At 61.0% G+C, this 12,032-nt stretch carries 11 protein-coding genes; 3 read left to right on the forward strand and 8 right to left on the reverse strand.

What is annotated here, in order from left to right; genetic code table 11:
• Both ACMO9O_RS10520 and htpG read left to right on the forward strand, forming a co-directional pair.
• Complete coding sequence (locus ACMO9O_RS10520; RefSeq protein ID WP_418983822.1) at positions 1–993, forward strand: aldose 1-epimerase; 993 nt, start codon at positions 1–3, stop codon at positions 991–993.
• A gap of 227 nt (positions 994–1,220) precedes the next feature.
• Complete coding sequence (gene htpG, locus ACMO9O_RS10525) at positions 1,221–3,281, forward strand: molecular chaperone HtpG (protein WP_418983823.1); 2,061 nt, start codon at positions 1,221–1,223, stop codon at positions 3,279–3,281.
• 70 nt (positions 3,282–3,351) lie between these two features.
• On the opposite strand, the gene ACMO9O_RS10530 is transcribed toward htpG, so the two are convergent.
• From ACMO9O_RS10530 to ACMO9O_RS10565, 8 genes are read right to left on the reverse strand one after another with little or no spacing between them, the layout of a single operon-like run.
• The gene (locus tag ACMO9O_RS10530; RefSeq protein ID WP_418983824.1) at positions 3,352–4,203 is read right to left on the reverse strand and encodes a DUF4886 domain-containing protein; all 852 of its coding nucleotides are present in this window, start codon (positions 4,201–4,203) and stop codon (positions 3,352–3,354) included.
• Between the two features lie 5 nt (positions 4,204–4,208).
• Positions 4,209–4,640, reverse strand: a complete 432-nt coding sequence (locus tag ACMO9O_RS10535; RefSeq protein ID WP_418983825.1) for an acyl-CoA thioesterase — start codon at positions 4,638–4,640, stop codon at positions 4,209–4,211.
• A gap of 4 nt (positions 4,641–4,644) precedes the next feature.
• Positions 4,645–5,220, reverse strand: coding sequence for an FAD synthase (locus tag ACMO9O_RS10540; RefSeq protein ID WP_418983826.1), 576 nt, complete (start codon positions 5,218–5,220; stop codon positions 4,645–4,647).
• A gap of 10 nt (positions 5,221–5,230) precedes the next feature.
• The gene (locus tag ACMO9O_RS10545) at positions 5,231–5,881 is read right to left on the reverse strand and encodes a redox-sensing transcriptional repressor Rex (RefSeq protein WP_418983827.1); all 651 of its coding nucleotides are present in this window, start codon (positions 5,879–5,881) and stop codon (positions 5,231–5,233) included.
• A gap of 2 nt (positions 5,882–5,883) precedes the next feature.
• Positions 5,884–7,716 carry a PBP1 and LysM peptidoglycan-binding domain-containing protein gene (locus ACMO9O_RS10550; protein WP_418983828.1) on the reverse strand — a complete coding sequence of 611 codons (1,833 nt, stop codon included), beginning with the start codon at positions 7,714–7,716 and terminating at the stop codon, positions 5,884–5,886.
• 2 nt (positions 7,717–7,718) lie between these two features.
• The gene (locus ACMO9O_RS10555; protein WP_418983829.1) at positions 7,719–8,486 is read right to left on the reverse strand and encodes an exonuclease domain-containing protein; all 768 of its coding nucleotides are present in this window, start codon (positions 8,484–8,486) and stop codon (positions 7,719–7,721) included.
• A 10-nt stretch (positions 8,487–8,496) separates the two neighbouring features.
• Complete coding sequence (gene dnaN, locus ACMO9O_RS10560) at positions 8,497–9,621, reverse strand: DNA polymerase III subunit beta (protein ID WP_418983830.1); 1,125 nt, start codon at positions 9,619–9,621, stop codon at positions 8,497–8,499.
• 30 nt (positions 9,622–9,651) lie between these two features.
• Positions 9,652–10,530, reverse strand: coding sequence for a nucleoside phosphorylase (locus ACMO9O_RS10565; RefSeq protein ID WP_418983831.1), 879 nt, complete (start codon positions 10,528–10,530; stop codon positions 9,652–9,654).
• Between the two features lie 112 nt (positions 10,531–10,642).
• On the opposite strand from ACMO9O_RS10565, the gene glmM reads away from it, so the two are divergent.
• Positions 10,643–12,031, forward strand: coding sequence for a phosphoglucosamine mutase (gene glmM, locus ACMO9O_RS10570; protein ID WP_418983832.1), 1,389 nt, complete (start codon positions 10,643–10,645; stop codon positions 12,029–12,031).
• Position 12,032: the final 1 nt, after the last annotated feature.

Below are 12,032 nucleotides of genomic sequence, written 5' to 3' on the forward strand. Positions count from 1 at the left end.
ATGCTGCGCTGCATCGCGTGGAACGGCCTGCAGGCCGTCGAATTTGCCAAGGGGGACTACGCGGCGCTGCTGGTTCCGTCGGTCGGAGGAAATCTCGTGCGGCTGGCCAATACCCGGCTGGGCGCGGAGATTCTCCGCACCCCGGAGCCGGACGAAATCGAAACGTTCCGCAGCCGTCCGCAGGTGTTCGGTCTGCCGCTCCTCTTCCCGCCCAACCGCATCGAGGACGGGCGCTACACGTTCGAGGGGCGCACCTACCAATACCCCATCACCATCGAGAAGGAGCACAACTACCACCACGGCATCCTCAAAGGGGAGCCGTTCGCGGTGTCGAAGGCCCGGGAAACGGAGGATGAGGTGATGGTCGAGTGCCGCTACTACTCCAACCGGGGCAATGATGCGGTTTACCGGGATTTCCCGCACGAATTCAAGTGCAAGATCATCTATCGCTTGACCGCGGAGGGGTTGGAGCAGGAGGTCTGCTTTACCAACCGCAGCCAGGAGCGTATGCCTGTCGGCGTAGGGTTCCATACGCCCATGCGTATTCCGTTCGCCGGAGGCACGGCCGGGGACTACGCGATGCGCGTGGCTGTCGGCGAGCAGGTCGAGCTTAGCGACCGCAACCTGCCCACGGGGCGCACGCTGCCCCTTACCGAGCAGTTCGCCCGGCTGTGCGAGGACGGCTTGCAGGTAACCGGTTGCGAGCCGATCGAGGCGGGCTTCACGCTGCGCGAGATCGAGGTCGACGGCAAGCCCTACCGCGGTGCGCTGGTAGAAAACCGGCGCACGGGAGTTCGCACCTTCTACGAGGTGGACGATAAGACGTGCTACTGGACCCTCTGGAACAACGGCGGCAAAGAACCCTACTGCTGCCCCGAACCGCAGTCGTGGATCACGAACGCCCCCAACGCCGCAGACCCGGTGGCCGCCGGATTCCGCGCCATCGCCCCGGGCGAGACGTTCTCGATGAAGTTCCGGCTTTACGCACGGTAATTCGGATTTATACGCCAACAAAACTCCGCCCGGCATCGTCAGAAGCCGGGCGGAGTTCTATTTTCACGTCTTGCGTTCGTGGCGGTCCATCCCGACCGATCCGTAAAATTCCGGTTCCGGCAACCCGCTATGTCAGTCGCCAACTGACAGAATGGCAGGGATCGGGCGCTGGCACACCGTTTGATGAACATCCGAACAGCGAATAATCAAATCTCAACGATAAAACTATGAAAAACGGAAAAATCGGAGTTACGACGGAGAACATCTTCCCCGTGATCAAGAAATTCCTCTATTCGGACCACGAAATTTTCCTGCGCGAGCTGATCTCCAACGCCGTGGATGCTACCCAGAAGCTGAAGACCCTCTCTTCGATCGGCGAGATGAAGGGCGACTTGGGCGACCTGACGATCCGTGTGGCCGCGGACAAGGAGCGGAAGACGCTGACGGTCACCGACCGCGGCGTGGGCATGACCGCCGAGGAGGTGGACCGCTACATCAACCAGATCGCTTTCTCGGGCGCCGAGGAGTTCATGGAGAAATATAAGAATCAGGCCATCATCGGCCACTTCGGACTGGGTTTCTACTCCTCGTTCATGGTGGCCGACAAGGTGGAGATCATCACCCGTTCCTACAAGGAGGGTTCGAAGACCGTGCGCTGGAGCTGCACGGGATCGCCCGAATTCGAGATGGAGGAGAGCGACGAAGAGCACGACCGCGGTACGACCATCGTGCTGCATCTGTCGGAGGATTCGCTGGAGTTCGCCGACCACGACAAGGTGGAGGGGCTGCTCAAGAAGTACTGCCGCTTCCTGCCCGTGCCGATCGCCTTCGGCAAGGTCAAGGAGTGGAAGGACGGCAAGTACGTCGACACGGACAAGGACAACGTCATCAACGACGTCGACCCGCTGTGGACGCGCAAGCCCGCCGACATCACCGAGGAGCAGTACAAGGAGTTCTACCACGAGCTTTACCCGCTGAGCGAGGAGCCGCTGTTCTCGATCCACCTCAATATCGACTATCCGTTCCACCTGACGGGCATTCTCTACTTCCCGAAGATTCACAACAACTTCGAGATTCAGAAGAACAAGATCCAGCTCTACTCCAACCAGGTCTACGTCACCGACCAGGTGGAGGGGATCGTGCCGGAGTATCTGACGCTGCTGCACGGCGTGATCGACTCGCCCGACATTCCGCTCAACGTGTCGCGCAGCTACCTGCAAAGCGACGCCAACGTGAAGAAGATTTCGAGCTACATCACCCGCAAGGTCGCCGACCGTCTGCAGGAGTTGTTCACCTCGATGCGCGCCGACTACGAGTCGAAGTGGGACGATCTGAAGATTTTCATCGAATACGGCATCCTCACCGACGAGAAGTTCGCCGAGAAAGCGCAGGACTTCATGCTCTGGAAGAATACCGAGGGCAAGTATTTCACCCCGAAGGAGTACACGGAAATGGTGAAGGAGAACCAGACCGACAAGAACAAGACGGTCGTGTTCCTCTACGTGGACGATCCCGTCGAAAAGCACACCTTCCTCGAAGCCGCCAAGGGGAAGGGTTACGACGTGCTGGTGATGGACGGCCAGCTGGACAGCCACTACATCAACTGGTACGAGGCGAAGAACCAGGAGAGCCGCTTCGTGCGCGTCGACAGCGACGTGATCGACAAGTTGATCCAGAAGGAGGATTCGGTCAAAATGTCGCTCACCGAGGCGCAGCAGGAGATTCTGCGCCCCGTGTTCGAAAGCCAGATGCCCAAGGACGACAAGATCCACTACAACATTTCGTTCGAGGCCATGTCGCCCGACGAGGCTCCGGTGGTCATCACGCAGAACGAATTCATGCGCCGCATGAAGGAGATGGCGCAGATGGGCGGCGGAGGTATGAGCCAATTCTATGGCCAGATGCCCGACAACTTCACCATCGCGGTGAACGCCAACCACCCCATCGTCGCCGACATCCTAGCCGATGCGGAGAAGGCCTACGGCGACAAGCTCAAGTCGATCACCAAGAAGATCGACGCCGCCGTGGCCGAGGAGAAGCGCTTCGACGAGGTGGTGAAAGATAAGAAAGAGGCCGATCTGACGCCGGAGGAGAAGTCGACGCGCGAGGAGCTTTCGAAGAAGATCGTCACGCTGCGCGACGAGCGCAACCAGCGCCTGATGCAGATCGGCGGCGAAAACCGGCTCGTGAAGCAGATCATCGACCTGGCGCTGCTGACCAACGGCATGCTCAAGGGCAAGAACCTGTCCGATTTCATCCAGCGTTCGATCTCGCTGATCGAAAAATAGGTCTGACGACCCGAAGGCAGCAGGGCCGCACTCCATCCGGGTGCGGCCCTGCTCGTTTTCGGAGGGAAAGCTATTTTTTCGCCTCGCCGAGCGGCGTGATGCGCCAGGGGCGGCGGACGGCGGCATGCGCCGCCTGCTGGGCGATCCGCTGCTGCTCCTCGGTCATCTTCTGCGGACGGTAGGCGTTGCCAATGACCGGTCGGCCGAAGAGCGTTTCGAACCAGGTGCAGGCGGCGATGTAGCGCCCCGTGACCAGATCGAGGTGAAACCCATCGCGCGTCAGATCGTCGCCCAGCGCGGAGGTGCGGGCATTCTGAATCGCCGTACCGGCCGGAATGACCCGTTTGATTCCCGTTTTCCGCGACGCCTTGCGCACCGCCTCCGTGATGGCGCGGTACATGGTCATCTGGTCGTTGTCATAGTTGGCAAATCCCTTGTGCGTCGAGTGCGGAGCGTAAGCCCAGGTCTGATGGATCAGCAGCGTCGCGTGCGGCGCATGCGACAGCACGTAGTCGATCAGTTCGGGCATCGAGGCCATGTAGGTGTCGTACTGGCCCGAAAAGGGGCTGGACTGTTGCAGGGTGATATAGTCCCACGCTTCGTCCGCGAGCGCCTCTTCCAGCGAGACGCGTTTGCGCTCGACCTTCCGCCCGTCCTGTCCGATCTTGCGGTAGGCGTAAGCGGCCTTGTTTTCGCGGGCGTTGTTTACGTGGCGCTCCAGCGAGCAGCCGGCGATATACATATTGCCGATGACGGTCGGAATCTCTTCCGCGGCGGCCAGTTCGTGGAGGTTCTGTTCGACGGCATCCTGCGAAAAGCTGTTGCCGATGGCGAGGATGCGGACAACCTGGTGTTGGGCCGCGCCTGCAACGGGCAGGACTGCGAGCAGGAGCAGCAGAAGAGCGGCTGAAAAACGTTTCATGGCGGTTATTTATCGGTTGTTGGGGATTCGTCCGTCCAGCGGCCGCGCAGCAGGTCGAGGAACCACTCGGGACAGCGGCACGGGCGGCGCGTATCGCTGTGGATGAAGCCCAGCTGCGTCATGCCCGTGTTGATCAGTTCCCCCTTTTCGTTGTAGAGTTCGTAGAAGAAGTTGATCCGCGTGGAGGGCATTTCGCGCAGGATGATGCGCACGGTGAGCAGCTCGTCGAAGTAAGCGGGCTTGCGGTATTTGGACTGCACCTCCAGGATGGGCATCATGATTCCCCGCCGCTCGACCTCGGCGAAGGACATGCCCAGCGCGCGCAGCAGCTCGCTGCGGGCGGCTTCGTAGTAGCAGATGTAGTTGGAGTGATGGCAGATGGCCATCTGGTCGGTGTGTTTGTACCACACGCGGATCTGGCAGTCGTGGGATAACATGAACTTAACTATCTTTGGGTTGCGGATTGATTTTGAGCGGATGGCCCAGCAGCCGTTCGGCCTCGGTGATGTCGCCGGCGTCGAGCAGCCGCCGGATGACCGTCGAACTGACATGATGGCCGTCGACCACGCATTCGCCGACCTGCACGATTTTCAGGCTGTCGGCCGGCAGCGCGTCGCAATGGCAGCGGTCGTGGCCGAAGCGGTGGTTATAGCCCGCGACGAGCACTTCGGCTCCGAGGCGGCCGACGAGGTAACGTTCGACGAATTCCCGGCCGGATAAAGCGCTGAACGTGCGGTCGAACGGGATAACGATCAGGTTGTCGACCCCCAGCCCCTCCAGCAGGGCGGCTTTCTCCTCGGGCGTGGTCAGCAGGCGCAGCCCCTCGGCGCGCCCCAGCGTCACACGGGGATGGGGATCGAACGTCACGACGATGCTCTCGCCGCCGCGCGCGCGGGCCTCAGCGACCAGCCGCTCGATGAGTGCCCGGTGGCCAAGGTGCACGCCGTCGTACGATCCGACCGTGACGGCCGGACGGGTGAAGTGCGGAAGTGCATCGAAACCCCGGAAAACCCTCATGCGCCGTCGGTCAGGAGTTGCTGCCATCGCTCTCCTTGACGAAGTAGGCGACTTTTTCGAGCAGCGTGGTGATGTCGTAATTCTCGACGATGATGCCCTGCGGGAAGTTCAGCGGCGTGGAGGTGAAGTTCAGCACGCCGCGGATACCGGCGTTGATGATCGGCACGACCAGCGTCGGGGCCACCTTCGTGGGGGAGGAGACGATCACGATCGAGATGTCCTTGTCCTCGACCGTCGACTCGAACGTGTCCATGTGGTAGCACGGGATGCCGTCGATGGTCTTGCCGACCTTTTCGGGGTCGACGTCGAATGCGGCGGTGATCTTGAGTTTCAGCCCCTTGCCGTTGAAATACTTGGTGATGGCCTGCCCCAGGTGGCCCATACCCAGCACGGCTACGTTCATCGGCGTGGGGCTGTCGAGGATGTTGCTGATGTATTCGATGAGCACCTGCACGTCGTAGCCCTTCTTCGTATCGCTCGAAAAGCCGATGAGCATCAGGTCGCGCCGCACCTGCACGGCCGTGATGCCGTGGATGCCCGCCAGCACGTGCGAGAAGATATGCGTGATGCCCTGCTTGTGGCTGGCCAGCAGCGTGCGGCGGTATTCGCTCAGTCGCTCGATGGTCTTTTCGGGAATCGTATTGTTCGTCATGGCAGCCATAGCTATTCGATAGTGATGGTAAAGTCGGTGTTGTAATTCACGCGCGTCCAGTTGCGGTTGACGTGGTTGTCGCGCCCCTCGCCCTGCCCGAACAAATAGGTCGTTTGCAGCGGCGTGTAGCGGCGGCCCTCCATGTCGTATTCGATGTCGTTGAACATTCCCGGGCAGAAGATCGCGGCCGTGTCGTAGCCGCGGTAGGAGTAGAGCGTCGGCAACGCGCCGAACGCGCGGATGTAGGCGCTGTCGAATGCCGTCACGGCTTCGGCGTCGCGCTTGGCGTGGTAGGTCGAGATGAAGATCACGCGGTCCTTGAAGAAGATCGCCCGGTCGAGGTTGTTGTAGCGGTTCCAGCGGGCGTTGCCCAGCACCACGAAGCGGGGAGCCGTGCGGCCGCGTGCCGTGAGGTTCGTGTCGGCCGAAGCCAGGGCGGCCAGAATGCGGTCCACGTCCACCTCGTTGTCCGACAGGATGATGAATACGTTGTCGTCGCCGTTCTCCAGCAGGGGCGTCAGATCGCTCGGGGAGCCGCTCTCCTTGCGCACGGACGGATGCTCGTAGCGGTAGTCAAACCGCCCGTACTCCGAATCGCCCAGCAGCGCGAGCACCTCCCGCTCGAACTCCTCATCCGTCGTGGGCGAGTAGATCAGCGTAACGCGCTTGTCGCCGTTGATCAGGTCGGAGACCTTCTCATATTTATTGGCCGGATCGGGGGCCAGCTGGAAGAGCGCATCGCTGTTCATGCGGGTGATATTGGCCAGCGGCGACACCACGGGCACGGCGTGCTCCTCGGCGAAGCGGACGACCGGATAAAGCCCCTCTTCGTAGACCGGACCGACGATCAGCTGCGTGCGTTCGAACGCCGGGTTTTCGACGATTTCGCGTACCTTTTCCGGGTTGCGTTCCGTATTGTAGAGGGTCACGTTGGCCGAGATACCGTAGGCGGTCTTCACGCTGTCCAGTCCTAACAGGAAGCCCTGATAGAACTCCAGGTAGTTGGCGTTGGACTCCCCGTCGACGGCGATCGGAAGCAGCAGCGCCACTTCGAGCGTCTGTCCCGGGCGCAGCGCGCGGAACTCGATCTGCGGGACCTCGCGCATGGTCTGCTCCGCGGCGGGACCGCCCGCCTGCCGGAGCGAATCGGCTTCGACCGCCCCCGGTTCGCGGTAGGAGACGCCCGGAACACGAATCATAGCCCCTGCCTTCAGATCGGCGGCTTTCAGTCCTCCGTTGAGCGCCCCCAACTCCGCTTCGGAGATGTTGAAGCGGTGCGCGAGCGAGTAAAACGTCTCGCCCGGATGCACGATGTGGTAGGCGACCGAATCCCCCGCCACGCTGTTGAGCGAATTGCGGTACTCCTCCCACTCGACGGATGTGCCGGCTGCGTCCTGCGTGCCGATCTTCTTTTTGCGCACCAGAATCCGTTCACCGAGCCGCAGGTGGATCGGGTCGAGATTGGGGTTGTCCTCCATCAGGATCGGGATCGGGATTTCGTAGCGGCGCGAGATGGCGTAGAGCGTCTCGCCCTTGGAGACGAAGTGCTGGTCGAACGTGCGGCGCAGCTTCTTGTCGGAGATCGCCTCCGGCGCGTCGGCCACGTAGGGGATGCGGATCTTCTCGGCGGCTTTCAGACCGCCCGCCAGCGAGGGGTTGTTCTCCAGAATGACCGGCTCGCCCACCCCGTAGGTCTTCGAGAGCGTGTAGAGCGTCTCGCCCGGCTGCACGGTGTGGACGTAGTACTTCGTACCGTTGATATAGACGATCGTCTGCGACTTCTCCGCAGCAATGGCGCAGAAACCCCAGACGACCAGCAGGAGTGTCACAAAGACTTTTTTCATCGTCACTTCGTTTTGTCGCGCATCCGGATCTCGGTGATGACCTTTTTGGTGTAGAGCGGAAAGTCGCCGTTCATCATCCAAGCGTAGTAGCTCGGCTCGGCGGCGAACACCTCGGCCACCGGACGGCCCTTGTACTTGCCGAAGCCGAAGACCTCCTCGCCCTTCTCGTTGTAGAGGATGCGGCCCGCGTAATCGGCCGCCTCGGCGCGGCAGGAGTAGGCAGACAGGGCGTCGATGTCGTTCTCCAGATCGTCGTAGCGCTCCAGCTGCGCCTTCAGAACCTCGTACGTGGCGCGCGTGTCGGCCTCGGCCGAGTGGGCGTCGTCCAGCTCCTTGTCGCAGTAGAACTTGTAGGCGGCCACCAGCGTGCGCTGCTCCTTCTTGTGGAAGATGTTCTGCACGTCGATGAACTTGCGGCGCTTGAAGTCGACCTCCACGCCCGCCCGCATGAACTCCTCGACCAGCACCGGCAGGTCGAAACGGTTGGAGTTGAAGCCGCCGAAATCGCACCCCTGCACGAACTGGGCGAGCGAGCGGGCCACCTGCGCAAAGGTCGGACAGTCCTTGACGTCCTCGTCCGTGATGCCGTGGATCGCCGTGGCCTCCGCGGGAATGTGCATGCCGGGGTTGAGCCTGCGCGTCTTGACGATCTCCTCGCCGTCGGGCATGATTTTGATCATCGAAATCTCGACGATGCGGTCCCGGGAGGTGTCCACTCCCGTGGTCTCGAGGTCGAAGAAGATGATCGGGCGTTTGAGGTTTAACTTCATTCGTGGGGCGTTATGCGTTCAACATCATCGGCATGAGCAGCATGAGCGTCGCGCTCGACTGCTCGTCGTCGTAGACGGGCTTGAAGACGCCGGCGCGCGTCGAGTCGGCCAGTTCGATCACCACGGTCGGGGTCTCCATGTTCGAAAGAATCTCCACGAGGAAGGTCGACTTGAAGCCGATCGAAATCTCCTGTCCGTCGTAGCTGCACGAGATCGTCTCGTTGGCCGATACCGAGAAGTCGAGGTCCTGGGCCGTGAGATTAATCTTGTTGTCGGCGATGTTCATGCGGATCAGGTTGGTCGTCGGGTTGGAGCAGACGGCCACGCGCTTGATGCCGTTGACCAGCTCGATGCGGTCGACGAGCACCTTGTTGGGATTGTTGGCCGGAATGACGGCGTTGTAGTTCGGGTAGTTGCCCTCGATCAGACGGCAGACCAGCGTGTGGCTCTTCAGACGGAACAGGGCGTTTTTCGAGTCGAACGACACCTCGATCGCGTCGTCCTCCTTCAGGAGCACCGACTTGAGCAGGTTGGCGGGCTTCTTCGGCAGGATGAACGAGGCGGAGACGTCGTTCCCGGTTTTGGCTTCGTACTTGACCAGCTTGTGGGCGTCCGTTCCCACGAACGTAAGCGCCGAGGGAGCCATGCTGATGAAGATACCGTTCATCACGGGACGCAGTTCGTCGTCGGCCGTGGCGAAGATGGTCTTGTTAATGCCGTTCACGAGCGTGTCCACGTCCAGACGCAGCTCTTTCTTCTCGGCGCTCAGCTGCGGCACGGCGGGATAGCTTACAGCGCTCGCGCCCGGAATCGAGAGCGAACCGCTCTTCCAGTTGATGCGGATCTCCCAGTTTTTGTCGTTGACGTCGATTTCGAGCGGCAGTTCGGAGAACTCCTTCAGCGAGTCGAGCATCAGCTTGGCGGGCGCGGCGATCGTGCCTTCGCTGTCGACGCGGTCGACCTCGATCGAGCCGATAAGCGTCGTTTCGAGGTCTGAGGTGGTGACTTTCAGGGTATTGCCGCTCAGTTCCATCAGGAAGTAATCCAGGATGGGCAGCGTATTCTTGTTGCTGATGACCTTGCCGGTCGTGGCCAGAAGGGAGAGCAGTGCGGAGCTTGATACGGAAAATTTCATACGTTTCTTTCTGTTTTTATGTTGCTTGTCTTATTTCAGTTGAGCGAGTTTGTCGAGGGCCGTTTCGATCATCTTCCTCACGAACGGCTTGTAGTCGGTGCAGGCGTCGAGCGCGATGCGCTGGGCGATGATCGTGCAGATCGTGGCGGCGCGGTGGCCCATCAGCGCCGCAAGGCCGGCCAGCGCCGAACCCTCCATCTCGAAGTTGGTGATGCGGCGGCCCTGGTAGTCGAACGATTCGATCTTTTCATTGAGGTGCACGTCCTGCGGTTCGAGCCGCACCCAGCGGCCCTGCGGGGCGTAAAAGCCCGGTGCGGCGACGGTGATGCCCTCGCGGGTCACGTCGCGGAAGTGCTCGAAGAGGGTCTTGTCCGCGTCGATGAAGTAGGGCTTGGGCAGCAGGTCGTTCCATCCGGTGTGCTCCATGAACGCCTTTTCGATTTCAAGGTCGCAGACCTCGTTGCGCCCCTTGTAGTAATTCAGCAGGCCGTCGAAGCCCACCGAGGTGCGCGAGAAGACGGCCTCCCCCACCTTGATGTCGGGCTGGATCGCCCCCGACGTGCCCAGCCGCACCAGCGTCAGCTGCGTCTTCTGGGTCTTCTCCTGCCGCGTTGCGAAGTCCACGTTGACCAGCGCGTCCAGCTCCGTCACCGAGATGTCGATGTTGCCGATGCCGATGCCGGTCGAGAGGACCGTCATGCGCCTGCCTTTGTACGTACCCGTAACGGTCCTGAATTCGCGGTTGGCGACCTCGCACTCCTTTTGGTCGAAATATTCCGCCACGAGGGCCACGCGGCCGGGATCGCCGACCAGAATCACCGTGTCGGCGAGCTGTTCGGGACGCAGGTGCAGGTGGAAGATCGATCCGTCATCGTTGATTATCAATTCGGAAGCGGGAATAGTTCTCATAGCGGTCGGTTTTAATTTTTATAATTGGCATAAAAGTAATATATTTACCTCGAATATCAAAATTTTTCGCAGACTTAACCTGTCGTCACGACGAACAATAAATCCATAGAACATGACACTTATCAAATCCATTTCAGGCATCCGCGGAACGATCGGAGGCGCTGCGGGCGGGAACCTCACGCCGCCCGACGTAGTGAAGTTCACAACGGCGTATGCGCGGCTGATCGCCCGCCGCAACCCGGGCAAAAAACTTACCATTGTCGTGGGCCGCGACGCCCGCATTTCGGGCGAAACGGTCTCCAATCTGGTCGAGGGGACCCTTTTGGCCTGCGGGGCCGACGTCATCAACGTCGGGCTTTGCACCACCCCCGGCACGGAGATGGCCGTCATCACCTATAAGGCCGACGGCGGCATCATCATCACCGCCTCGCACAATCCCCGCCAGTGGAACGCGCTCAAACTGCTCAACGCCTCGGGCGAATTTCTCACCGACAGCGAGGGCAAAGAGGTGCTCTCGATGTCCGAAGAGGAGGATTACGCCTACCCCGCCGTCGATGCCATCGGGCATGTGCTGTCGCGCGAACCGTTCAACGAGCGGCATATCGAACAGGTGCTCGCGCTGCCGCTGGTCGATGCGGAAGCCGTGCGCAAACGCCGCTTCAAGGTGGTCGTCGACGCCGTGAACTCGGTGGGCGGCATCGTGATGCCCGAGCTGCTGCGCCGCCTGGGGTGCGAGGTCGTCTGTCTGAACTGCGAACCCACCGGCGAATTTGCCCACAACCCCGAGCCGCTGCCGGAGAACCTGACCGGAATTTCGGAGGCGATCGTGCGCGAGAAGGCCGACCTGGGCATCGTCGTCGATCCCGACGTGGACCGGCTGGCATTCGTCTCGGAGGACGGTTCGATGTTCGTCGAGGAGTACACGCTGGTGGCCGTGGCCGACTACATTCTCTCGGTCAAGCCGGGCGATACGGTCTCGAACCTCTCCTCGTCGCGCGCCCTGCGCGACGTGACGGAGCGTTACGGCTGCAACTACTACGCCTCGGCCGTGGGCGAAGTGAACGTCGTTGCGAAAATGAAGGAGGTCGGCGCGGTGATCGGCGGCGAGGGCAACGGCGGGGTCATCTACCCCGGGCTGCACTACGGCCGCGATGCGCTGGTCGGAACGGCACTCTTTTTGACCTTCCTTGCCAAGAAAGGGTTGACCATGACGCAGCTGCGCGCCACCTACCCGTCGTACTATGCGTCGAAAAACAAGATCGAGCTGACGCCCGCGATCGACGTGGATAAAGTGCTGCGCGAAGTGAAAGCCCGTTATGCCGGTGAACGCGTGAACGATATAGACGGCGTGAAGATCGACTTTGCGGAGAACTGGGTACACCTGCGCAAGTCGAACACCGAGCCGATCATCCGCGTCTACACCGAGGCCCGCTCGATGGAGGAGGCCGACGCGCTGGCGCAGCGCTTTATCGGGGAGATCCGGGAAATCTGTAATAGCTGAT

Source organism: Alistipes sp. (genome assembly GCF_048465635.1).
Taxonomy (GTDB): Bacteria; Bacteroidota; Bacteroidia; order Bacteroidales; family Rikenellaceae; genus Alistipes.

Excerpts from the sequence above, each read along its gene's own strand:
- ACMO9O_RS10535 (WP_418983825.1), bottom strand. The coding sequence starts at position 4,640 with ATGTTATCCCACGACTGCCAGATCCGCGTGTGGTACAAACACACCGAC.
- ACMO9O_RS10565 (WP_418983831.1), bottom strand. The coding sequence starts at position 10,530 with ATGAGAACTATTCCCGCTTCCGAATTGATAATCAACGATGACGGATCG.
- ACMO9O_RS10520 (WP_418983822.1), top strand. The coding sequence starts at position 1 with ATGCTGCGCTGCATCGCGTGGAACGGCCTGCAGGCCGTCGAATTTGCC.
- htpG (WP_418983823.1), top strand. The coding sequence starts at position 1,221 with ATGAAAAACGGAAAAATCGGAGTTACGACGGAGAACATCTTCCCCGTG.
- ACMO9O_RS10550 (WP_418983828.1), bottom strand. The coding sequence starts at position 7,716 with ATGAAAAAAGTCTTTGTGACACTCCTGCTGGTCGTCTGGGGTTTCTGC.
- ACMO9O_RS10540 (WP_418983826.1), bottom strand. The coding sequence starts at position 5,220 with ATGAGGGTTTTCCGGGGTTTCGATGCACTTCCGCACTTCACCCGTCCG.
- ACMO9O_RS10530 (WP_418983824.1), bottom strand. The coding sequence starts at position 4,203 with ATGAAACGTTTTTCAGCCGCTCTTCTGCTGCTCCTGCTCGCAGTCCTG.
- ACMO9O_RS10545 (WP_418983827.1), bottom strand. The coding sequence starts at position 5,881 with ATGGCTGCCATGACGAACAATACGATTCCCGAAAAGACCATCGAGCGA.
- ACMO9O_RS10555 (WP_418983829.1), bottom strand. The coding sequence starts at position 8,486 with ATGAAGTTAAACCTCAAACGCCCGATCATCTTCTTCGACCTCGAGACC.
- glmM (WP_418983832.1), top strand. The coding sequence starts at position 10,643 with ATGACACTTATCAAATCCATTTCAGGCATCCGCGGAACGATCGGAGGC.
- dnaN (WP_418983830.1), bottom strand. The coding sequence starts at position 9,621 with ATGAAATTTTCCGTATCAAGCTCCGCACTGCTCTCCCTTCTGGCCACG.